At 70.3% G+C, this 22,213-nt stretch carries 17 protein-coding genes; 12 read left to right on the top strand and 5 right to left on the bottom strand.

Annotated elements, in window-relative coordinates:
* Window positions 1–31: 31 nt before the first annotated feature.
* From polA to aroD, 7 genes are all read left to right on the top strand, one after another.
* Window positions 32–2,749: a DNA polymerase I gene (gene polA, locus Q0937_RS10800; RefSeq protein ID WP_299303439.1), complete on the top strand. Its 2,718-nt coding sequence runs from the start codon at window positions 32–34 to the stop codon at window positions 2,747–2,749.
* Window positions 2,750–3,032: 283 nt separating this feature from the next.
* Entirely contained in the window at window positions 3,033–4,532 is a 1,500-nt protein-coding gene (gene rpsA, locus Q0937_RS10795) for a 30S ribosomal protein S1 (protein WP_299303437.1), read from the top strand.
* A gap of 104 nt (window positions 4,533–4,636) precedes the next feature.
* Entirely contained in the window at window positions 4,637–5,467 is an 831-nt protein-coding gene (locus tag Q0937_RS10790; RefSeq protein WP_299303435.1) for an HAD-IIA family hydrolase, read from the top strand.
* A gap of 103 nt (window positions 5,468–5,570) precedes the next feature.
* Window positions 5,571–6,839, top strand: coding sequence for a chorismate synthase (gene aroC, locus Q0937_RS10785; RefSeq protein WP_299303704.1), 1,269 nt, complete (start codon window positions 5,571–5,573; stop codon window positions 6,837–6,839).
* Window positions 6,839–7,378 carry a shikimate kinase gene (locus tag Q0937_RS10780; protein WP_299303433.1) on the top strand — a complete coding sequence of 180 codons (540 nt, stop codon included), beginning with the start codon at window positions 6,839–6,841 and terminating at the stop codon, window positions 7,376–7,378. The genes aroC and Q0937_RS10780 overlap by 1 nt, the downstream gene beginning before the upstream one ends.
* Window positions 7,375–8,457, top strand: a complete 1,083-nt coding sequence (aroB, locus tag Q0937_RS10775; RefSeq protein WP_299303431.1) for a 3-dehydroquinate synthase — start codon at window positions 7,375–7,377, stop codon at window positions 8,455–8,457. Before Q0937_RS10780 ends, aroB begins: the two co-directional genes overlap by 4 nt.
* 8 nt (window positions 8,458–8,465) lie before the next feature.
* Window positions 8,466–9,326, top strand: a complete 861-nt coding sequence (gene aroD / locus Q0937_RS10770; protein ID WP_299303429.1) for a type I 3-dehydroquinate dehydratase — start codon at window positions 8,466–8,468, stop codon at window positions 9,324–9,326.
* Window positions 9,327–9,336: 10 nt separating this feature from the next.
* Here aroD and Q0937_RS10765 read toward each other — a convergent pair whose 3' ends face one another.
* The gene (locus tag Q0937_RS10765) at window positions 9,337–10,257 is read right to left on the bottom strand and encodes a trimeric intracellular cation channel family protein (protein WP_299303427.1); all 921 of its coding nucleotides are present in this window, start codon (window positions 10,255–10,257) and stop codon (window positions 9,337–9,339) included.
* A 53-nt stretch (window positions 10,258–10,310) separates the two neighbouring features.
* Here Q0937_RS10765 and coaE point away from each other — a divergent pair, with 53 nt between their 5' ends.
* Both coaE and uvrB read left to right on the top strand, forming a co-directional pair.
* Window positions 10,311–10,946: a dephospho-CoA kinase gene (gene coaE / locus Q0937_RS10760; RefSeq protein ID WP_299303425.1), complete on the top strand. Its 636-nt coding sequence runs from the start codon at window positions 10,311–10,313 to the stop codon at window positions 10,944–10,946.
* A gap of 51 nt (window positions 10,947–10,997) precedes the next feature.
* Complete coding sequence (gene uvrB, locus Q0937_RS10755; RefSeq protein WP_299303423.1) at window positions 10,998–13,103, top strand: excinuclease ABC subunit UvrB; 2,106 nt, start codon at window positions 10,998–11,000, stop codon at window positions 13,101–13,103.
* A 71-nt stretch (window positions 13,104–13,174) separates the two neighbouring features.
* Here the strand turns inward: uvrB and Q0937_RS10750 are convergent, their stop codons facing one another.
* Together Q0937_RS10750 and Q0937_RS10745 are read right to left on the bottom strand one after the other, a co-directional pair.
* On the bottom strand, window positions 13,175–13,432 hold the full coding sequence (locus tag Q0937_RS10750; protein WP_299303421.1) for a hypothetical protein: 258 nt from the start codon (window positions 13,430–13,432) through the stop codon (window positions 13,175–13,177).
* Window positions 13,433–13,496: 64 nt separating this feature from the next.
* Window positions 13,497–13,943 carry a pyrimidine dimer DNA glycosylase/endonuclease V gene (locus tag Q0937_RS10745; RefSeq protein WP_299303419.1) on the bottom strand — a complete coding sequence of 149 codons (447 nt, stop codon included), beginning with the start codon at window positions 13,941–13,943 and terminating at the stop codon, window positions 13,497–13,499.
* Between the two features lie 171 nt (window positions 13,944–14,114).
* Between Q0937_RS10745 and Q0937_RS10740 the strand changes: the two genes are divergently transcribed.
* The gene (locus Q0937_RS10740) at window positions 14,115–14,837 is read left to right on the top strand and encodes a hypothetical protein (protein WP_299303417.1); all 723 of its coding nucleotides are present in this window, start codon (window positions 14,115–14,117) and stop codon (window positions 14,835–14,837) included.
* Here the strand turns inward: Q0937_RS10740 and Q0937_RS10735 are convergent.
* Both Q0937_RS10735 and Q0937_RS10730 read right to left on the bottom strand, forming a co-directional pair.
* Complete coding sequence (locus tag Q0937_RS10735) at window positions 14,812–16,554, bottom strand: bifunctional 3'-5' exonuclease/DNA polymerase (RefSeq protein WP_299303415.1); 1,743 nt, start codon at window positions 16,552–16,554, stop codon at window positions 14,812–14,814. The two genes, Q0937_RS10740 and Q0937_RS10735, sit on opposite strands and share 26 nt — an antisense overlap.
* Before the next feature lie 38 nt (window positions 16,555–16,592).
* On the bottom strand, window positions 16,593–17,270 hold the full coding sequence (locus Q0937_RS10730) for an MBL fold metallo-hydrolase (protein WP_299303413.1): 678 nt from the start codon (window positions 17,268–17,270) through the stop codon (window positions 16,593–16,595).
* Between the two features lie 72 nt (window positions 17,271–17,342).
* Between Q0937_RS10730 and uvrA the strand changes: the two genes are divergently transcribed.
* Window positions 17,343–20,204, top strand: a complete 2,862-nt coding sequence (gene uvrA / locus Q0937_RS10725) for an excinuclease ABC subunit UvrA (RefSeq protein WP_299303411.1) — start codon at window positions 17,343–17,345, stop codon at window positions 20,202–20,204.
* Window positions 20,205–20,244: 40 nt separating this feature from the next.
* Window positions 20,245–22,182, top strand: coding sequence for an excinuclease ABC subunit UvrC (uvrC, locus tag Q0937_RS10720; protein WP_299303410.1), 1,938 nt, complete (start codon window positions 20,245–20,247; stop codon window positions 22,180–22,182).
* Window positions 22,183–22,213: the final 31 nt, after the last annotated feature.

Genomic DNA, 22,213 nt, shown 5'->3' with positions numbered 1-22,213 from the left:
GGGGTCGGCGCGACATGGGAGACTGCTCCCCATGACTGCGAGTGACACCGACGACCAGCGGATCCTCCTCATCGACGGGCATGCGATGGCGTTCCGCGCCTTCTTCGCCCTGCCGGCGGAGGGCTTCAGCGATGGCCGAGGGCAGGCCACCAACGCCGTGTACGGCTTCACCCGCATGATCATCAACGTGGTCGCCTCCGAGCGGCCGACGCACCTCGCGGTCGCCTTCGACCTGCCCGGCGGCACCTTCCGTGACCGCATCTACGACCAGTACAAAGGCGGTCGCGACGAGACCCCGGCGGCCTTCCATGGCCAGATCGGTCTGATCCAACAGGTGCTGGATGCCCTGGGGGTGCGCTGGCTCACCTACGAGGACTACGAGGCCGACGACATCATCGCCACCCTCGCCGCGCGCGCCGAGGCCGCGGGCGACGAGGCGCTGATCGTCACGAGCGACCGCGATGCGATCCAGCTGGTCGGTGAGAAGGTCACCCTGCTGCAGCCCATCAAGGGCGTCACCGAGATGCGTCGGATGACCCCGGCGGCCGTGGAGGAGAGGTACGGCGTCCCCCCGGAGCGCTATTCGGACCTCGCGGCGCTGGTGGGTGAGGCGGCGGACAACCTCCCCGGTGTCCCGGGCGTCGGCCCGAAGACGGCCGCGAAGTGGATCGTCCAGTACGGCGACCTGCCCGGGGTGATCGCCCACGCCGGCGAGATCAAAGGCAAGGCCGGTCAGTCCCTGCGCGACAATCTCGAAGCCGTCGAGCGGAACCGCTTGATGAATGCCGCGTACACCACTCTTGACCTGCCCGAGGATCCTGCGCACTACGCCCTCGGCGGCGGTGACCGCACCCGCACGCTCGAGGTGTTCGACGACCTGGCCTTCGGTGACACCATCCGCCGGGACCTGCCGGCGGCGCTGCTCGGCGAGACGGTGGCGGCGGCGGTCGCCGAGGAGGAGCAGCAGACCGTCGAGGCCCTCACGATCGAGGACGTCACCGGACTGCAGGAGCTGCTGGACACGGGGAGCGAGGTCCTCGCCCTCGATGTGGTCGACGACGTCCGCGGCGGTGCACTGCTGGGATTGGCCACAGCAGATGCCCGCGGTGCGGTGGCGCTGGAACGGCTCGACTCGGAGAGCTCCTCCCTGCTCGCCTCCGCTCTCGATCGCGCGACGGAGATCCTGGTCGCCGATGCTCCGGCGGTCCGTTCCTGGCTGGCCGAGCACGGTTACCGCCCCCAGGCCCAGCTGCACGATCTCTCCCTGGATTCCTTCGTGCTGCGGCCCGGTGCCCGCACCTATGACGCGGAGGCGCTCGGCACCGAGTTCGGCGGCGCGACCTTCGAGCCGCGCCCCCGCAAGCCCGCCCCCTCGACCCTCTCGAAGGAGACCCCGGAGGTGCGCGCCGAGCACGTCGCCCGCGCGGGCTCCCGCCTCGCGTCAGCTGCTGCCGCGCTCCACCCGGCGGCGGCGGCGCTCAGCGCGAGCCTCGCACAGGAGCCCTGGGCTCTTCGCATCCTGGACGAGCTCGAGCGTCCCCTGCAGGCGGTGCTAGAGACCATGCACGAGCGCGGGATCGCGCTCGACGGCGAAGAGGTCGCCTCGCTGCGCCAGGAGTTCGAGGGCTTCGTCGCCCAGGCCAAGCGTGAGGCCGGTGAGATCGTCGGGGAGGAGGTCAACCTCGCCTCACCCAAGCAGCTGCAGGTGGTGCTGTTCGAGACGCTCTCGCTGCCGACCACGCGGAAGATCTCCTCGGGCCACTCGACCGACGCCGAATCGCTGACCGACCTCTCCGAGTCCCTGGACCCGGACTCCGCCGGCCATCGCTTCCTCTCCTGGCTGCTGCGCTTCCGCGAGATGAGCAAGCTGACCGGCTATCTGGTGGGTCTGGACAAGGTGGTGGACAGCAGCTCCCGCGTGCACACCACCTTCCAGCAGACCGCCGCTGCGACCGGGCGGCTGGCCTCCACCGAGCCGAACCTCCAGAACATCCCCGTGCGCACCGCCGAAGGGCAGCGGATCCGCGACGTCTTCGTCGCCGGGGACGGTTTCGAGTCCCTGCTGACCGCCGACTACTCGCAGATCGAGATGCGCATCATGGCGCACCTCTCCGAGGATGAGGGCCTGATCGAGGCGTTCAACTCCGGCGAGGATCTGCACAACTTCGTCGCTTCACGGGTGTTCGGGGTGAGCCCCGATGCGGTGGATCCGGCGATGCGCTCGAAGACGAAGGCGGTCAGCTACGGCCTGGCCTACGGGCTGTCGGCCTTCGGCCTGTCCCGCCAGCTGCGGATCTCCCGCGCCGAGGCGACCGCGCTGCGCGACGGCTACTTCGAACGCTTCGGCGGGGTGCGCGACTACCTCCAGCAGAGCGTGGAGACGGCCCGCACCACCGGCTACACCGAGACCATCCTCGGCCGCCGCCGCTACCTCCCGGACCTCACCTCCGACAACCGCCAGCGCCGTGAGAACGCCGAGCGGGTGGCACTGAACTCGCCGATCCAGGGCAGCGCCGCGGACATCATCAAGCTCGCGATGCTCGCCGTCGAGCAGCGGATGCGCGACGCGGAGCTCTCGTCCCGGATGCTGCTCCAGGTGCATGACGAGCTCGTGGTCGAGGTCGCGCCCGGCGAGATCGACCAGGTACGGGAGATCGTCGAGGACGGCATGGACTCCGCCTACCAGCTCTCGGTGCCGCTCGAGGTCGGGATCGGCATCGGCCGCACCTGGCGCGAGGCGGCGCACTGAGGCCCCCTCGGCAGGGCGCACGGCGAGATCCACGGACGACTCGGGGCCACGGGAGCCGCAGCGGGAGGATCAGGACGGAACTCACATCCGCCACCCGCGTTCCGGACCGTCCTGCCCTCGCGGTTCCTCGCCTGGGCTGTTAGGCTTTCGAAGGTCTGTGGCCGAGCCGGCCGCGCCGTGTTCACCACGTCGTACGCGGCACGGGCACCGACAGGCCCTCTTCGGAGGGCTTGCACGTCCATCGACCCTACTCATTTCCTGTCCCGACGGAGTCCTTACCTACATGACCGACACCACGACCCCCCAGATCGCCATCAACGACATCGGCGGCGCCGACGAACTCATGGCAGCCATCGATGCGACCATCAAGTACTTCAACGATGGCGACATCGTCGAAGGCACTGTGGTGAAGGTCGATCACGACGAAGTCCTCCTGGACATCGGCTACAAGACCGAGGGCGTCATCCCCTCGCGCGAGCTGTCCATCAAGCACGATGTCGACCCCGGCGAGGTCGTCGAGGTCGGCGACGAGATCGAGGCCCTGGTTCTCCAGAAGGAGGACAAGGAAGGCCGCCTGATCCTGTCCAAGAAGCGCGCACAGTACGAGCGCGCCTGGGGCACGATCGAGCAGATCAAGGAAGACGAGGGCGTCGTCACCGGCCGCGTCATCGAGGTCGTCAAGGGCGGCCTCATCGTCGACATCGGCCTGCGCGGCTTCCTCCCCGCCTCCCTCGTCGAGATGCGTCGCGTGCGCGACCTGCAGCCCTACGTCGGCCAGGAGATCGAGGCGAAGATCATCGAGCTCGACAAGAACCGCAACAACGTGGTCCTGTCGCGCCGTGCCTACCTCGAGGAGACCCAGTCCGCGGTCCGCTCGGACTTCCTGCAGACCCTCCAGAAGGGCCAGGTCCGCGAGGGCGCTGTGTCCTCCATCGTCAACTTCGGCGCCTTCGTCGATCTCGGCGGCGTCGACGGCCTGGTGCACGTCTCCGAGCTGTCCTGGAAGCACATCGACCACCCCTCCGAGGTTGTCGAGGTCGGCCAGAAGGTCTCCGTCGAGGTGCTCGACGTGGACATGGACCGCGAGCGCGTCTCCCTGTCGCTGAAGGCGACCCAGGAGGACCCGTGGCAGCTCTTCGCCCGCACCCACGCCATCGGCGAGGTCGTCCCGGGCAAGGTCACCAAGCTCGTTCCCTTCGGTGCGTTCGTGCGCGTCGAGGACGGCATCGAGGGCCTCGTGCACATCTCCGAGCTGGCTCAGCGCCACGTTGATCTGCCCGAGCAGGTCGTCACCGTCGACCAGGACGTCTTCGTCAAGGTCATCGACATTGATCTCGAGCGTCGCCGCATCTCGCTGTCGCTCAAGCAGGCGAACGAGGGCGTGGACCCCGAGGGCGACGACTCGACCTTCGATCCCGCGCTCTACGGCATGGCTGCAGAGTACGACGCCAACGGCGAGTACAAGTACCCCGAGGGCTTCGATCCGGAGACCAACGAGTGGCTCGAGGGCTACGACGCCCAGCGCGAGGTGTGGGAAGGCCAGTACGCGGCTGCGTACGAGCGCTGGACCGCTCACAAGGCGCAGGTCGTCGAGGCGATCAAGGCTGACGAGGAGTCCGCGAACGCTCCGGCCGCCGCCTCCACGTCGTCCTCATCCTCTTCCTCCACGGAGTCCTCGGCGCCCGCGTCGCAGTCCTCCTACCAGTCGAGTTCCGCGGACGAGGGCACTCTCGCCTCCGACGAGGCCCTGGCCGCCCTGCGCGCCAAGCTCACCGGAAACTGATCCGCTGCTGATCGGCTGATCAGCGACTGACAGAGACGACGGGCGTCACCTTCGGGTGGCGCCCGTCGTCGCGTCCGGGGGCGGTGGTGCGGCAGACTGGTGCCATGACCACCGCGCTCTCCGACCACCCGATCCACTCCTGGCTCACCGACATGGACGGAGTGCTCGTCCACGAGGACGCCGCGCTGCCCGGGGCAGCGGATTTCATCGCTGCGCTGCAGCAGTACGGTCGCCCGTTCCTGGTGCTGACCAACAACTCGATCTTCACCCCGCGGGACCTGCGGGCACGACTCTCCCGCAGCGGCATCGACATCCCTGAGACCGCGATCTGGACCAGCGCCCTGGCCACCGCGCGCTTCCTCGCGGAGCAGCAGCCGGGAGCAGCCGCCTATGTGATCGGCGAGGCCGGCCTGACCAGCGCCATGCACGAGGAGGGATTCATCCTCGCCGACTCCGATGTGGACTTCGTGGTGCTGGGGGAGACCCGCACCTACTCCTTCGAGGCGATCACCCGCGCGATCCGTCTGATCACCCGAGGGGCGAAGTTCATCGCCACCAATCCGGACGTCACCGGCCCCAGTGCCGAGGGGCCGCTGCCGGCGACCGGCTCGGTCGCGGCGATGATCACCGCGGCCACCGGGATCCGGCCGTACTACGTCGGCAAGCCCAACCCGCTGATGATGCGCACCGCGCTGAACCGGATCGGTGCCCACTCGGAGACGTCGATCATGATCGGAGACCGGATGGACACGGATGTGAAATCCGGTCTCGAGGCGGGGATGCGTTCGCTGCTGGTGCTCTCGGGATCGACGCGAGAGGAGGAGATCGTCCGCTATCCGTACCGGCCCACCGCGGTGCTCGACGGCATCGCGGACGTGGTCCCGCTGGTCGGGCAGCTCACTCCGTTCGAGTCGGTGGAGCTGGGCGAGGACTGAGAGCAGTCGGGCCGGGTGCTCGCGGCGCGGCCGCGCCTCGCCCGGTCCGCCACCGCACGGACGCGGGTTCGTGACCTCGGCGCGCCATGACAGAATGAACGCCATGTTGCGCTGGCTCACGGCCGGGGAATCCCACGGCCCCTCTCTGATCTCCCTGCTCGACGGCGTCCCCGCCGGTATCGAGCTGACCAGTGACGATCTGAAGGACGCGCTCGCGCGTCGTCGGCTCGGGCACGGCCGTGGCAGCCGCCAGAAGTTCGAACAGGACGTCCTCACCGTCCACGGCGGGCTGCGGCACGGCAGGACCCTCGGCTCCCCGCTCGCGATCGAGGTCGCGAACTCGGAGTGGCCGAAGTGGGAGAAGGTCATGAGCGCCGATCCGGTGGCCCGTGAAGACCTCCTGGTCGATGCCGGCACCGGGGACGAGCGCGAGATCGCGCGCAACCGTCCGCTCTCGCGGCCGCGCCCCGGGCACGCCGATCTCTCCGGGATGCTGAAGTACGGCTTCGACGAGGCCCGCCCGATCCTCGAACGCGCGAGCGCGCGCGAGACCGCTGCCCGGGTGGTGGCCGGCCGGGTCGCCGCTGCCCTGCTCGAGCAGGCCGCCGGGATCCGGCTGGTCTCCCACACCCTCCAGGTGGGGAGCGTGCGCGTCCCCGATGAGGCGGCGCTGCCCACGCCTGAGGATCTCGTTGCGTTGGATGCCGACCCGCTGCGCTGCTTCGACCGCCGCACCTCCGCGGCGATGGTCGCCGAGGTCGATGCGGCCAAGGCCGATGGCGACACCCTTGGCGGAGTGGTCGAGGTGCTGGCCTACGGAGCGCCCGTCGGCCTCGGCTCCCACATCCAGTGGGACCGCCGCCTCGACGGCAAGCTGGCCCAGGCGATCATGTCCATCCAGGCGATGAAGGGGGTCGAGATCGGCGACGGGTTCGCCACCGCCGGTCGTCGCGGCTCCGAGGCGCACGACGAGATCCTCGCCACCGACGGCGCGCAGCAGCAGGATGGCTCCGGCGCCTCGGGCACCTTCCCGCGCGTGACCAACCGCGCCGGCGGCCTCGAGGGCGGCATCACCAATGGCCAGGTGATCCGCGTGCGCGGCGCCCTCAAGCCCATCTCCACCGTCCCCCGTGCGCTGCGCACGGTCGACGTCTCCACCGGTGGGCAGACCACCGCCAACCACCAGCGCTCCGACACCTGCGCCGTGGCACCGGCCGCGGTGATCGCCGAGGCGATGGTGGCGCTCGCCCTGGCGGACGCGCTGCTCGAGAAGACCGGCGGCGACTCCGTCGCCGAGATCCGCGCCCACCTGGAGGGGACGAACGCTCTGCAGTCGGCACTGACCGACCGCCGGCCGGACCCCGCCTCGTGATGAGCCCGCTCGTCATCCTCATCGGCCCGATGGCGGCCGGCAAGACCAGCGTGGGACGCGCTCTCGCCGCTCGGCTGGGAGTCGACTTCGCCGATCTGGACGCACTGATCGTCGAGGCCGCGGGACGCAGCATCCCCGCTCTCTTCGCGGAGGAGGGCGAGCCCGCCTTCCGCGAGCTCGAGTCCCGGACTCTCGCCCGGGCCCTCACCGAATGTGGCGGGGTGCTCTCCCTGGGCGGCGGCGCGCCCCTGCATCCGGCGTCCGCCGAGCTGCTGCGGGGCCTGCCCGTCGTGCTGCTCGAGGTCGAGGAGCACATCGCCGCCCGGCGCCTCTCCTACGGCGCAGGTCGCCCGATGCTCGAGGGCCGGGACCCCATGGCCCGCTGGCGCGAGCTCGCCGAGGAGCGCGGCGGAAGCTACCGCGACGTGGCGGCGCACCGCATCGATTCCGGTCACGGCAGCCCCGCGCGCGTGGCCCGCACCATCATCCGGACACTGCAGCTCCCCCTGCCGACCGATCCCGAGAAGGAGACCGCATGAGCACCACCGTCATCCCGGTGACCACCCCGACCGGCGGCTACGACGTGCACGTCGGCCGCGGCCTGCTGGCCGAACTGCCCGCCCTGCTGCCCGAGCGCGCACTGAGGGTGGTGATCATCCACCAGCCCAGCCTGAACGTGGTGGCCGAGCAGATCCGGGAGTCCATCGCGGAGACGGGACGCAAGGCCTTCGCCGCCGAGATCCCCGACGGCGAGGAGGCGAAGACCGCTCAGGTCGCCGGATTCCTGTGGGGAGTCTGCGGGCAGGCCGAGATCGGCCGTGGCGACCTGGTGATCGGGCTGGGCGGCGGCGCCGCCACCGACCTGGCGGGCTTCGTCGCCGCGTCCTGGCTGCGAGGGATCGACGTGCTCCAGGTCCCCACCACCGTCGCCGCCATGGTGGATGCGGCCGTGGGCGGGAAGACGGGGATCAACACCTCCGAGGGCAAGAACCTCGTCGGTGCCTTCCATCCGCCGATCGCGGTGCTCGCCGATCTCGATGTGCTCGCCGGGCTCGGGGCGAACGACGTCGCCGCCGGCATGGCCGAGGTCGTCAAGGGCGGCTTCATCGCCGATGAACGCATCCTCGAGATCATCGAGGAGGACCCTCGCGCGGCGCTCGACGTCACCAGCGACGCCTTCCGCGAGCTCCTCGAACGCAAGATCCGGGTGAAGGCGGAGGTGGTCTCCGAAGACCTCACCGAGCAGGGCAACCGCGAGATCCTCAACTACGGCCACACCCTCGCCCACGCCATCGAGCGCAACGAGCGCTACCTGTGGCGGCACGGCGCCGCGGTGAGCGTGGGCATGATGTTCGCGGCAGAGCTCTCCCATCTCGCCGGCAAGCTCTCCGAGGCCGACGTCGATCGCCACCGCAGGATCCTCACCTCACTGGGACTGCCCACCACCTACCGCGACCGCCAGTGGCCCAAGCTGGAGGACGCGATGAAGCGGGACAAGAAGACCCGGGCCGGGCTGCTGCGCTTCGTGGTGCTCGACCGCGTCGGAGCAGTCTCCCGGATCGAGGGACCCGACCCGGCGCTGCTGCTCTCCGCCTACGCCGCCATCACCGAGGAGTGAGGACCGAGATGAACCACGAGACCACGCCCGAGGAAGAGACCACCACCGACAGCGTCGCCACCCCGGCGACCGACGTCCGTCGCCGCACCGCCACGGTGCGCGGCATCGAACTGGGCAGGGCCCGGCCGGAGATCATCGTGCCCCTGGTCGAGCCCGACGAGGAGTCGCTGCTGGATCAGGCTGCGGCTGCCGTGGGCACCCGGGCAAGGATCCTGGAGTGGCGCCTGGACCGGTTCCGACCGGACCTCGAGGACGTCTCGGATCACCGCGATGCGGTGCTCGCCGCACTGCCCCGGCTGCGAGGGCAGCTGGGCCCGGACAAAGCTCTGCTGGTGACCTTCCGCACCTCCGCCGAGGGCGGTGCCAGACCGATCTCGGACCAGAATCTGGGAATCCTGCTCGAGAGCCTGATCAGCGGTCGCCGCGCGGGCACCCAGGCCGCCGTCGACCTGGTGGACATCGAGACCTCACGCGACCCGGCGACGGTCGCCCGGGTGATCTCGGCCGCGCACCGTCACGGCACCGTGGTGGTCGGCTCGTACCACGACATGGACTCGACGCCGGCGGAGGAGACCATGGTCGAGATCCTGCGCTCCCAGCGCCGGCTCGGTGCCGACGTCCCGAAGATCGCCGTCACCCCACGCAGCTCACGGGATGTCCTCACCCTGCTCTCGGCGAGCCTCACGATCGCCGAGGACCTCTCCGGCCCGCACATCGCGATCAGCATGGGCCCACTCGGTGCGAGCAGCCGGGTCGCAGCGGAGACCTTCGGCAGCGCCGCGACGTTCGCGACCGTCGGTGCCGGCTCCGCCCCCGGTCAGCTCGCCGCTGAGGACGTCTCCCGGATGCTCGAGCTGCTGCGCCCCTGAGCAGCGTTCGTCAGCGCCCGCGGCCCGTCGGGTCATCGTCCTCGCGGATGCGGCGCTCGTGCTCGGCCGTCCCCGGCAGCTCCTCGACGTCGGCGGCGGCTGAGGGGTGGGCGGCGGGGAAGATGCGGTCCTCGTAGCCGCCGGCGTCGAAGTCCTCCGCGACAGTGTCCTGGGCCAGATCGTCGGTGCCCGCATCGACCACCGGGATCGCCCCGGTCTCGAGCGCCACCCGTTCCCGCTCGTTCCTGCGCGTTCGGCGCACCAGCTGCTTGAGCTGGGAGGCGGACATCGTCACCTGCCATTCGCTGTGGGCGGGAAGCGTCCAGCGGCGCCAGGCCGCGACCCCGGCGAGCAGCGACCCGATCGTCACGGCCACCATCACCGTGCCCGAGGGCAGCCCGAGCGCGAAGACTCCCCAGGTCAGCACCGCGGTGACCAGCGCCCCGGTGGCGTACAGCGGGCCTCCGCCGAAGACTGCCGGGATCCGTCCCACCAGGACGTCGCGGATCACCCCGCCGCCCACCGCGCTCATGACCCCCAAGAGGATGGCCGGGAGCACGTCGAGCCCATAGCCGAGCGACTTGGCGGTGCCGGTCGCCGCCCACAGCCCCATCGCGGCGATGTCCAGCACCGTCACTATGCGCCGCCACCAGGGCCCCTCGGTGGAGATGAAGAAGGAGAAGGCCGCCCCTGCCAGAGCGCAGGTCAGGTACCACGGCCCGGAGAAGGCGGCCGGTACGCCGAAGTCGAGGATCAGATCGCGCACGATCCCGCCGCCGAGTCCGGCAGCGATGCCGATGATCGCGAAGCCCACCGCATCGAAGTTCAGCCGGGAGGCCAGGGAGCCGGCCGCAACACCCATCACGAAGACCCCCACCAGATCCAGGATGCGCAGGAAGTCGTTGGTCACGAGCAGCTCGAGAGGGTCCACAGGCCCGACGGTAGTACGCGCCGGGCGGGAGCGTCAGACCGTACGATCAGGCCATGACCACGCTCACCTCTCCGCTGCGCCTGGGCCTCACCGGGGGCATCGGCTCCGGCAAGTCGACCGTCGCCGAGCTCTGGCGCGAGGCCGGGCACCGGGTGATCGACCTCGACGCCCACTCCCGCGCTGTGCTCGATCTGCCCGGGGACGGCGTCGAGGAGGCCATCGCTCGTTTCGGGGAGGAGTTCCGCACGGCGGGCGGCACGATCGACCGGGCGGCGATGGCGCGCCTGGTGTTCGCCGATGCCGCTGCCCGGGGGGACCTCGAACGCATCGTCCTGTCCCGGGTCCAGGAGTCGGTGGCCTGCGAGGAGCAGAAGGCGGCCCGGGCGGGGGAGCGGCTCGTCATCCATGACAGCCCCCTGCTGCTGGAGAAGCATCAGGAGGCGGACTACCGCGCGGTCGTCGTGGTGCTCGCCCGGCGTGAGGATCGCCTCGCCCGGGTGATGCGCGATCGCGGCAAGGACCGCGCCTACGTCGAGTCGATCATGGCCGCCCAGGTCACCGACCGCGAACGGATCCGTCGCGCCGACCGTCTGGTGCTGAACACCGCGGGCCGGGTGACCCTCGCCGGCCGCGCCCGGCACGCCCTCGAGGCGATCCTCGCAGGGCTCGAGGATTCCGCCCTGCGCTGACGGCGCCGGGCGGCCGTATCGTCCGTCGGCCACGGGTCGTAGGCTCGGGGGATGCGTCCCGTCACCGATCTGGTCCGCTCCGAGCATCCCTTCGAAGTCGTCTCCGAGTACAGCCCCTCGGGCGATCAGCCCACCGCGATCGCCGACCTCACCCGCCGCATCAACGACGGCGAGCAGGATGTGGTGCTGCTGGGCGCGACCGGCACCGGCAAGTCCGCGACCACCGCCTGGCTGATCGAGCAGGTGCAGCGGCCCACGCTGATCATGGCGCACAACAAGACCCTCGCCGCCCAGCTCGCGAGCGAGTTCCGCGAGCTGCTCCCGCACAACGCGGTGGAGTACTTCGTCTCCTACTACGACTACTACCAGCCCGAGGCGTACGTCCCGCAGTCGGACACCTACATCGAGAAGGACTCCTCGATCAACGCCGAGGTGGAGCGGCTGCGCCACAGCGCCACCAACTCCCTGTTGACCCGCCGTGACGTGGTCGTGGTCTCCTCCGTCTCCTGCATCTACGGCCTGGGCACCCCCCAGGAGTACGTGGACCGGATGGTGCAGCTGAAGGTCGGCCAGGATCTGGACCGCGACGAGCTGCTGACCCGCTTCGTGGACATGCAGTACGACCGCAACGACATCGCGTTCGAGCGCGGCACCTTCCGGGTGCGCGGCGACACGGTGGAGATCATCCCGATGTACGAGGAGCTCGCGATCCGCATCGAGTTCTTCGGTGACGAGATCGACGCGATCTACACCCTGCATCCGCTGACGGGAGAGGTGATCCGGCAGGAGGAGCACATCCACATCTTCCCGGCCTCCCACTACGTCGCCGGCCCCGAACGGCTCTCCCGTGCGATCGGCACCATCGAGATCGAGCTCGCCGAACGGCTCGAGGAGCTCGAGCACCAGAACAAGCTGCTCGAGGCGCAGCGGCTGCGCATGCGCACCACCCACGACCTCGAGATGCTGCGCCAGATGGGCTCCACCAACGGGGTGGAGAACTACTCCCGCCACCTCGACGGCCGTGCACCCGGCACCGCTCCGAACACTCTCATGGACTACTTCCCCGAGGATTTCCTGCTCGTGATCGACGAGTCCCATGTGACCGTCCCGCAGATCGGCGCGATGTACGAAGGGGACCGCTCCCGCAAGCGCACCCTGGTCGACTTCGGGTTCCGTCTGCCCTCGGCGCTCGACAACCGGCCGCTGACCTTCTCCGAGTTCACCGAGCGCACAGGCCAGACGGTCTACCTCTCCGCCACGCCCGCCGCCTACGAGCTGGGAAGGTCCGACGGCTACGTCGAGCAGATCATCCGGCCGACGGGCCTGGTGGACCCCGAAGTGATCGTCAAGCCCGTCAAGGGTCAGATCGACGACCTGCGCGAGGAGATCGAGAAGCGGGTCCAGCGCGACGAGCGCGTCTTGGTCACCACCTTGACCAAGCGCATGGCGGAGGACCTCACCGACTTCCTGCTCGAGAACGGGGTGCGGGTCCAGTACCTGCACTCGGACGTCGACACCCTGCGCCGCATCGAGCTGCTGCGCTCCCTGCGACTGGGCGAGTACGACGTGCTGGTGGGCATCAACCTGCTGCGCGAGGGCCTGGACCTGCCCGAGGTGTCGCTGGTGGCGATCCTCGATGCGGACAAGGAGGGCTTCCTGCGCTCGCGCACCTCGCTGATCCAGACCATCGGCCGTGCGGCCCGCAACGTCTCGGGTCAGGTGCACATGTACGCGGACCGGATCACCGACTCGATGGAGTCCGCGATCGAGGAGACGAACCGGCGCCGGGAGAAGCAGGTCGCCTACAACCTCGAGAACGGCATCGACCCCACCCCGCTGCGGAAGCGCATCGCCGATGTCACCGACATGCTGGCCCGCGAGGACATCGACACCGACACGCTGATGTCCACCGACTACCGCTCCGGGAAGGACCGGGTGGCCCGGGACCGGGCACGTGCGAACTCGGTCGATGCGGTCAAGGGCCGCAGCGTGGACCTCGGGGACGATCCCGTCGGCGCGCTGACCGGGATGATCGACGAGATGACCGCGCAGATGCACCAGGCCGCCGAGACCCTCCAGTTCGAGGTCGCGGGGCGTCTGCGCGACGAGGTGCAGGAGCTCAAGAAGGAGCTGCGCGCAATCCAGCGCTCGAGCTGACGGCTACGGGCGAGGGGCCGCCGGCGAACCAGGCTCTGCCTGGTGCGGGCCGTGTGCTCGCCAGAGAGGTGTCACGTGCGTGCCTGCGCTCGGCAGGCCGCACCTCGAAGGGGTCCGCCCAGCGCCGCGCTGACGTAGCAGAGGTCCAGTCCGCCGGCCGACAGGGGAAGAACGCTCCAGAACAGGGACGCCTTCCCGGCGGCTGTGTGTCGATGACGCAGTCCCACGGCGAGGAAGACAGTCCCTGCAGCGAGGCGGAAGGCCCGGCCGGCCGACGAGTTGATGAAACGGCCGAACGGTGATCGGTGGAAGCGCATAGCCCGGTTCATGAGCACTCCTCCCAAGGGTCCTTCAAATGTACGCCTGCCTGTCCGGTCTGGGAACTGTCCTGCCTCATGCGGGCTCCCGTTCCCACGGCTCGACATCGCCCGGTACGACCGTGAACAGCGGATGCGGGTCGGGGCCGTCGAGCTGCTGCTCGCGCTGCCAGCGGTCGGGGCTGCGGCGCTCGAGCTTCGAGAGCAGGTGCCGCCATTCGAGGGCGAGCTGCCCGTCGGTGACGAGGATCGGCTCAGGGGGTGCACCGCCGGCCGGCGCAGTGAGGATCCTCGTCCGGTCGAAGCGGTATCCCCGCGCCGTCGCCTCTGCGGCCAGTGCGTCGAGATAGGCGCCGACGGCGGTGAGCGGGTCGGCCTGGGCCCGGAACCGCTCCAGCTGCGGGTGCGAGCGATAGCCTCGCGTCCGCCCCGCGAGCACGGCCTGGGCCAGCAATGACTCACGCCAGCAGCCTGTGAGGCCTTGGCGGTCGAGGTGGCCGGGGTGAAGGGACCATAGGCGCATCTGCTCATCATCCCCTGTCGGCCCGCACGGACATCCGGGCGGTGATCGATCTGCACCGCCGCGGCGGCGAACGTCTCCCGAGTCGCCGACGATCGTCGGTGTGCGCCGGGTGCGGAGGCTCGATAGCTTCGGCCGCACTCCGCTCTCCGCGGCCCCGATCCAGGAGGACCCGTGCCCCAGCTCTCCCGCACCCGACTGGTCTCCCTCGCCGCCGGCACGATCGTGTCCACCGGTGTCGGGATGATCCCTCTGCACCGCCTCCCGCGCACCGTGCGGACCGGCTATGTCGTCCTTCCTGGGCTCTTCTTGACGGGAACCCTCTTCCTCGCGCTGCGGCGCGGCGGCCCGCGCATCCTCGACGATGAGGTGGAGGTCGCGACAGGCCCGCGGATCCCGACCGTCTCCGAGAGTGCCCTCTTCCTCGCGCTGGGGGGCATCGCCGCCGGAGCCGGTGCGGCGAGCATCCGCGTGGACCGCGGCATCGAGGATCTGCTGCGCCGGCGCGGGGTGCCCGGACCCCGGGTATGGATGGGGATCGCCTCCGGCGCGTTCACGCTGGCGATGGCCGTCCTCGAGGCGCGAATGCGCACGTCGAGCGATGCCGAGCAGCTGGAGGAGCGCGTGCTCGAGCTGCTCACCGCAGCGGATCCGATGGAGTTCACCGCCGGGCGGCCCGGGGGAACCCCGGCCGACGAGTACCAGCCGGAGGCGGAGACGATCTCCGCGCTCCTCCTCGCCGACGGCACGATCACCACGGCTCAGCTGGACGGGGTGTGGGAGCAGTGGTTCTCCGAGCCGATCACGCCGCTGCTCGGGCAGGAGAGGGTCGCGGCGCTGGCCGCTGAGCTGATCTCAGCGCTCGAGGCCCTCACTTCTCCGCCGAGCGCTCGCTGATCTGCAGGTCCAGCGGGAAGTCGATCGGGCTGCCGGGGAACAGCAGGCGTCCGGCCGCCTCGGCCGACCGGGTGATCGCCGCGGCGGCGGCCTCGGCCTGCTCAGCGGGGGCGTGGACGATCACCTCGTCGTGGAGGAAGAACGCCAGGTGCGCACGGCGCGAGAACACCGGTCCGGAGGGCGCGGCCGCCGCGGACTCCGGCACCTCCTCGAAGCGGGCGAGCTGCAGCCGCAGCGCCGCCATCCAGGACAGCGCCCATTCCGCGGCGGTGCCCTGCACCACGAAGTTCCGGGTGAAGCGCCCGCGGTCCCGGGCCGAGCGCCGCGCCGCCTCCTGCTGACCGGGCCCGGCGTCGGGCTGGTTCGCGGCGCGCTGGGCCTGGGTCCAGGCGTCGTCGACGGCGGGGGAGGAGCGGCCCAGCCACGTGGTCACGGTCCCGCCGCGCTCCCCGGTCGCGGCAGCACCGTCCACCAGCGCCATCGCCGCGGGGAAGTTCCGCCGCAGCCTGGGCACCACCCGCCCGCTGTCCCCGGTGGTCCCGCCGTAGAGCGCGCCGAGCACTCCGATCTTCGCCTCCTGGCGGGTCTGCAGGATCCCCGCCTCGACGATCCCGGAGTAGAGATCCTTCCCGGCCCCCGCGGTGATCATCGCCCGGTCCCCGGACATCGCCGCGAGCACCCGCGGCTCCAGCTGGGAGACGTCGGCGCTCACCAGCCGCCAGCCCGGATCGGCGCGCAGGGCTGGGCGCAGCTGGCGCGGGATCTGCAGCGCCCCGCCGCCGCTCGAGGCCCAGCGCCCGGTGACCACCCCGCCCGGCACATAGACCGGGCGGTAGCGCCCCTCGTGGACCCATTCATCGAGCCAGGTCCAGCCGTTGGCGGTGAGCAGGCGGGACATCTTCTTGTACCGCAGCAGCGGCTCGATGGCCGGATGCTCATGCGCCTGCAGCTCCCACTGCGAGGTGGAGGGCACGTCGATCCCGGCCCGGTGCAGGGCGCGCAGCAGCTTCGGTGGGGAGTCCAGCGGCACCAGCGGATCGCCGAGGGCCGTGCGCACCTCGACGCCGGTCTCCACCATCCGTGCCGGCGGCGCACCGGGTGAGGGGCGCGGCCCGAGGGCAGTGGTGAGGATCTGGTCGTGATGGGCCACGTCCCAGGGGATCCCGGCGGCCTGCAGCTCCGCGGCGATCAGCGCTCCGGCGGACTCGGCGGCGATCAGGAGCCGCAGCCGGGCCGGATCCTGCGCCCCGTCGATCGCGAGGCGCTGCCGCTCGAACTCGGCCAGAGTCTCCTCCGCGTCCGAGGGGACGGCACCGGAGCGAGGCGAGCCGAGCTCGAGCTCGAAGAGGGTGGCACCCTTGTCCTTCACCGGCTCGTGGGGGTCCAGCGGCGCGTCCCAGCCCGTTGCCGCACGCAGTGCCTGCGCGTCCTGGACGAGCTCCGAGTGGCAGAGGATCCGATGGATCAGCCGCAGATCATGACAGCGCTCGAGCGTGATCCCGGCCGCGAGCAGCCGCGGATACCAGGCCGCCGCATCGCTCCAGACCCAGCGCGGAGCATGCTCCGCCTCGTACCGGGCCACGAGCGCCGCCAACCCGTCGGCCGTCACCTCCTCGGCGCCGAGCGCGGTGCCCTCCTGATCCAGCGTGACGAGCCGGGTGAGTCCGCCGTCACCGCGACCGAGGACGCACCATGCGGGCGAGGAGGGGACAGGCACGGCAGCGAGGGGCGGGGCTGCAGGAGGCGGGGGAGCGGTCACCAGCCCCGCTCGCGCCACTCCGCCAGCGAGGGGCGCTCCGCGCCGAGCGTCGTGTCATCGCCGTGACCGGGGTACACCCAGGTCTCGTCCCCGAGCCGGTCGAAGATCCGCTGCTCGACGTCGTCGATGAGCTGTGCGAAGCGCTGCGGGTCCTGGTTCGTGTTGCCCACCCCGCCCGGGAACAGCGAGTCCCCGGTGAAGAGGTGATCTCCCTCGTCCCCGGCGCGCAGCAGCACCGCGACCGAGCCCGGGGTGTGGCCGCGCAGATGGATGATCTCGACCTGCTGCTCGCCGAACTCAAGCACGTCGCCGTGGGCGAGGGGGAGGTCGATCCGTTCGGTGATCTCCTTGGCGTCCGCCTCGCCGGCGGCGGTGCGGGCGCCGGTGGCGGCCATCATCTCCGCGAGGGCCCCTACGTGGTCGTGATGGGAGTGGGTGGTGACGATGAGGTCCAGTCCGTTGTGCTCCCCGCCTGCGGCGACCATGCGGCGCAGCGCGTCGGTGTCGGCGGCGGCGTCGATCAGCAGCTGCGCGCCGCTCGACCGACAGGTCAGTAGGTAGGCGTTGTTGTTCATCGGACCCACGGAGAGCTTGCGGATCTGCAGGTGGCGGAGGTCGCGCACCATCGGTTCGCTCCCTGGCTCGACGTGTCCGGTGTAGTGGTGATCGCTCATGGGTCCAGTATGTCGCCCACCTCTCCTCCGAACAACTGTTCGAAGGTGGGTGTGCGCCCCTAAGATGGTCCGGTGAGTGATTCCCTGGTCGTCCGTGGTGCGCGTGAGCACAACCTCAAGAACATCGACATCGACATCCCCCGCAACAAGCTGGTGGTGTTCTCCGGCCTGTCCGGGTCCGGCAAGAGCTCCCTGGCCTTCGACACCATCTTCGCCGAGGGCCAGCGCCGCTACGTGGAGTCGCTCTCCGCCTATGCGCGCCAGTTCCTGGGCCAGATGGACAAGCCCTCCGTCGACCTCATCGAAGGGCTCTCCCCTGCGGTGTCGATCGACCAGAAATCGACCAACCGCAACCCCCGCTCCACCGTCGGCACCATCACCGAGATCTACGACTACCTGCGCCTGCTCTTCTCCCGCACCGGCGAGCAGCACTGCCCCGTCTGCGGGGAGAAGGTCAGCTCCTCCTCGGCGGAGCAGATCGTGGACACCCTGCTCGGGGAGGAGCCCGGCACCCGCTTCCAGCTGCTGGCCCCGGTCGTCCAGGGTCGCAAGGGCGAGCATGCGGACCTGCTCAGCTCTCTGCGTTCGCAGGGCTTCGCCCGCGCTCGGATCGACGGGAAGAACCGCCGGCTCGACGAGGAGATCACCCTCGACAAGAAGTTCAAGCACACGATCGAGGTGGTGGTGGACCGCCTCGCGGCGAAGCCGGACTCGCGTCGCCGCCTCACCGACTCCGTCGAGACCGCGCTGCGGCTGGCCGAGGGGATCCTGTCGGTCGACTTCGTGGACCTGGACGAGACGGATCCGGACCGGATCCGCCGCTTCTCCGAGAAGCGCGCGTGCCCGAACGACCATCCGCTCGCGATCGACGACATCGAGCCCCGCACCTTCTCCTTCAACGCGCCCTACGGTGCCTGCCCCGAGTGCACCGGGCTCGGCCAGCGGCTCGAGGTCGACCCCGAGCTGGTGATCCCCGACGAGGACCTCACCCTTGCCCAGGGCGCGATCGCCCCCTGGACGATGGGCTCCACCGACCGTCACCTCGAGGTGATGGCCGGCCTCGCCGAGGAGCTGAGCTTCTCGATGGACACCCCCTGGCGAGCCCTGCCCGAGCGGGCGCAGGAGGCGCTGCTGCACGGCAAGGACCACAAGGTCCACGTGAAGTACCGCAACCGCTTCGGCCGCGAGCGCACCTACTCGACCGGCTTCGAGGGCGTCATGCACTTCCTCGAGCGCCGCCACACCGACACCGAGTCGAACTGGGCCAAGGACCGCTACGAGCAGTTCATGCGTGAGGTCCCGTGCCCGGTCTGCAAGGGTGCTCGGCTGCGACCCGAGGTGCTCGCCGTGACCGTGGGCGGGCGCTCCATCGCCGAGGTCACCGAGATGTCGATCCGCGAGGCGCACGCCTTCCACGACAGCCTCGAGCTCGGGGTGCGGGAGGCGCAGATCGCCGACGAGGTGCTGCGCGAGATCCGCTCCCGGCTCGGCTTCCTGCTCGACGTGGGCCTGGACTACCTCTCCCTCTCCCGCGCTGCCGGCACCCTCTCCGGCGGTGAGGCCCAGCGCATCCGGCTCGCCACCCAGATCGGCTCCGGCCTGGTGGGCGTGCTCTACGTGCTCGACGAGCCCTCGATCGGCCTGCACCAGCGGGACAACGAACGGCTCATCGTCACCCTCGAACGGCTGCGCGACCTGGGCAACACCCTGATCGTGGTCGAGCATGACGAAGATACCCTCAACGCTGCGGACTGGGTGGTGGACATCGGTCCCCTGGCCGGCGAGCACGGCGGCGAGGTCGTCTACTCCGGCCAGGTGGAGGGGCTCAGGCAGCACGAGACCAGCCTCACCGGGCGGTACCTCTCCGGCGCGCTCGAGATCCCGCTGCCGGCCTCCCGTCGGGAGACCGATAAGGAGCGGATGATCAAGGTCGTCGCGCCGCGCGCCAACAACCTCGCCGGGCAGGACGTCTCCTTCCCCCTCGGAGTGCTCACCGCGGTCACCGGCGTCTCCGGCTCCGGGAAGTCCTCGCTGGTCAACGACATCCTCTACGCGGTGCTCGCCAAGGAGCTGAACCGCGCCAGGATCGTTCCCGGCCGCCACAAGCGCGTCACCGGCCTCGAGCACCTCGACAAGGTCGTGCACGTGGACCAGTCGCCGATCGGCCGCACCCCCCGCTCGAACCCCGCCACCTACACCGGGGTCTGGGACCGGGTGCGCACCCTGTTCGCCCAGACCAACGAGGCGAAGATCCGCGGCTACACCGCCGGGCGCTTCTCCTTCAACGTCAAGGGCGGCCGCTGCGAGGCCTGTTCCGGCGATGGCACGCTGAAGATCGAGATGAACTTCCTGCCGGACGTCTACGTCCAGTGCGAGGTCTGCAAGGGCCAGCGCTACAACCGCGAGACCCTCGAGGTGAAGTTCAAGGACAAGAACGTCGCCGAGGTGCTGGGCATGTCCATCGCCGAGTCGCTCGAGTTCTTCGATGCGGTCCCCGCGATCCGCCGCCAGATGCAGACCCTCGTCGACGTGGGCCTCGGCTACGTGAAGCTCGGCCAGTCCGCGACCACCCTCTCGGGCGGCGAGGCGCAGCGGGTGAAGCTCTCCTCCGAGCTGCACAAGCGCTCCAACGGCCGCACCATCTACGTGCTCGACGAGCCCACCACGGGCCTGCACTTCGAGGACGTCCGCAAGCTCCTCGAGGTGCTGAACGGCCTGGTGGACAAGGGGAACTCGGTGATCGTCATCGAGCACAACCTCGACGTCATCAAGACCGCCGACCACGTCATCGACCTCGGCCCCGAGGGCGGCTCGGGCGGCGGCCGCATCGTCGCCACCGGGACCCCGGAGCAGGTGGCGCAGACCCCGGGCTCCTACACCGGGCACTTCCTCGCCCCGATGCTCGCCACCGGACGAGCAGGTCTCCGCTCATGACGCGCCGAGCAGTGGCAGCGGTGACAGCGGAGATCTCGTAGTGGCGGATCCGGCGACCTACCGTCCCGCCACCGGGACGATCCCCACCCGGCCCGGGGTGTACCGGTTCCGTGACGAGCACGGGCGGGTCATCTACGTGGGCAAGGCGAAGAACCTCCGCCAGCGCCTGGTCAACTACTTCCAGGATCTCGCGGTCCTCCACGAGCGCACCCGGCGGATGGTCACCACCGCAGCGAGCGTCGAGTGGACCGTGGTGGGGACCGAGGTGGAGGCGCTCACCCTCGAGTACACCTGGATCAAGGAGTTCGACCCGCGGTTCAACGTCAAGTTCCGCGACGACAAGTCCTACCCCTACCTGGTGATCACGATGGGGGAGAAGGTGCCGAGAGTGCACATCACCCGTCGGCCCCGCGCCAAGGGCGACCGCACCTTCGGGCCCTACCCGCAGGTGGGCGCGATCCGCGAGACCCTGGATCTGATGCTCCGGGTGTTCCCGATCCGCTCCTGCACCGCCGGGGTCTACCGCCGCGCCGAACGGGCAGGGCGGCCCTGCCTGCTCGGCTTCATCGGCAAATGCGCCGCGCCCTGCGTCGGGGACATCTCCGAGGACGAGCACCGCCGCCTCGCCGAGCAGTTCGCGGACTTCATGGCCGGCAACACCTCGAAGTACACCCGCCGCATCGAGCAGCAGATGAAGGGCGCCGCCGCGGCGATGGACTACGAGACCGCCGCGAGCCTGCGCGACGACCTCAAAGCCCTGAACAAGGTCATGGAGAAGAACTCCGTGGTGCTCTCCGACGCCACCGACGCGGACCTCGTGGGCCTCGCCCAGGACGAGCTCGAAGCCTCCGTGCAGGTCTTCCACGTGCGCGGCGGCCGGATCCGCGGCCAGCGCGGCTGGACCGCCGAGATCCTCGACGAGTCCACCGGCCCCGACCTCATCGAGCGCGCGCTGACCACCCTCTACGCCGAGAGCCCCGCGCCCAAGGAGGTGCTGGTCCCGATCCTGCCCCGGAACCGCGAGCAGGTGCTCGAGCTGATGGGCCCACGGGTGGACCTGCGGGTCCCGCAGCGCGGCGAGAAGAAGGACCTGCTGCTCACCGTCGGCGAGAACGCGACCGAGGCGCTGCGCCTGCACCGTCTGAAGCGCACCGGCGACCTCACCGCCCGCACCAAGGCGCTCGAGGATCTGGGGGAGGCGCTCGACCTCGCCGAACCGCCGCTGCGCATCGAGTGCTTCGACATCTCCCACTCCCACGGCACCAACGTGGTCGGCTCCCAGGTGGTCTTCGAGGATGGCCTGCCCAAGAAGAGCGAGTACCGCCGCTACGCCGTCAGCGGCGAGGCCGCCCGCGATGACACCGCCTCCATGTACGACGTCATCTCCCGGCGGCTGAAGCACCACCTCGACCCGCCGGAGCCGGCCGAGGAGGAGCAGGGCAGGTACCGGCGCTTCGCCTACCCGCCCTCGCTGATCCTGGTCGACGGCGGCCCGCCCCAGGTCGCCGCCGCCCAACGCGCCTTCGACGACCTCGGCATCACCGACATCGCCCTGGCCGGCATCGCCAAGCGGCTCGAGGAGATCTGGCTGCCGGGGGATGACTACCCGGTGATCCTGCCGCGCACCAGCGAGGCGCTCTTCCTGGTCCAGCGCCTGCGTGACGAGGCGCATCGCTTCGCGATCACCTACCACCGCTCCAAGCGCGGCCGCGCCATGCAGGCCAGCGCCCTGGACGGCATCCCCGGGCTCGGCCCTGCTCGTCGGCGCGCGCTGCTGGACCGCTTCGTGACGGTCTCCGCGATCCGCGCGGCGAGCGAGGAGCAGCTGGCCGAGGTCGACGGGATCGGGCCCGCGTTGGCCGCACAGATCGCGCTCGCGCTACGATCCGACCAGGAGGACCAGGCCCAGGCCGTCCAGGAGGACGGCGAGCTCGGCGTCACCGTGGACATGGCGACCGGCGAGATCCTCGACCGCTGACCCTGCCCGCCCCCTGTCCCCGACCCCGGAA

Origin of the sequence: uncultured Brachybacterium sp. (assembly GCF_947500705.1) — a bacterium.
Classification (GTDB): Bacteria; Actinomycetota; Actinomycetes; order Actinomycetales; family Dermabacteraceae; genus Brachybacterium.
Note: the sequence above shows the minus strand (reverse complement) of the source record. Positions and strands in the feature narration are given on the sequence as shown.

Coding starts and splice junctions, on each gene's coding strand:
- aroD (WP_299303429.1), top strand. CDS start 8,466: ATGAACCACGAGACCACGCCCGAGGAAGAGACCACCACCGACAGCGTC.
- Q0937_RS10745 (WP_299303419.1), bottom strand. CDS start 13,943: ATGCGCCTATGGTCCCTTCACCCCGGCCACCTCGACCGCCAAGGCCTC.
- Q0937_RS10730 (WP_299303413.1), bottom strand. CDS start 17,270: ATGAGCGATCACCACTACACCGGACACGTCGAGCCAGGGAGCGAACCG.
- Q0937_RS10780 (WP_299303433.1), top strand. CDS start 6,839: ATGAGCCCGCTCGTCATCCTCATCGGCCCGATGGCGGCCGGCAAGACC.
- uvrB (WP_299303423.1), top strand. CDS start 10,998: ATGCGTCCCGTCACCGATCTGGTCCGCTCCGAGCATCCCTTCGAAGTC.
- Q0937_RS10750 (WP_299303421.1), bottom strand. CDS start 13,432: ATGAACCGGGCTATGCGCTTCCACCGATCACCGTTCGGCCGTTTCATC.
- Q0937_RS10790 (WP_299303435.1), top strand. CDS start 4,637: ATGACCACCGCGCTCTCCGACCACCCGATCCACTCCTGGCTCACCGAC.
- polA (WP_299303439.1), top strand. CDS start 32: ATGACTGCGAGTGACACCGACGACCAGCGGATCCTCCTCATCGACGGG.
- coaE (WP_299303425.1), top strand. CDS start 10,311: ATGACCACGCTCACCTCTCCGCTGCGCCTGGGCCTCACCGGGGGCATC.
- aroC (WP_299303704.1), top strand. CDS start 5,571: ATGTTGCGCTGGCTCACGGCCGGGGAATCCCACGGCCCCTCTCTGATC.
- rpsA (WP_299303437.1), top strand. CDS start 3,033: ATGACCGACACCACGACCCCCCAGATCGCCATCAACGACATCGGCGGC.
- aroB (WP_299303431.1), top strand. CDS start 7,375: ATGAGCACCACCGTCATCCCGGTGACCACCCCGACCGGCGGCTACGAC.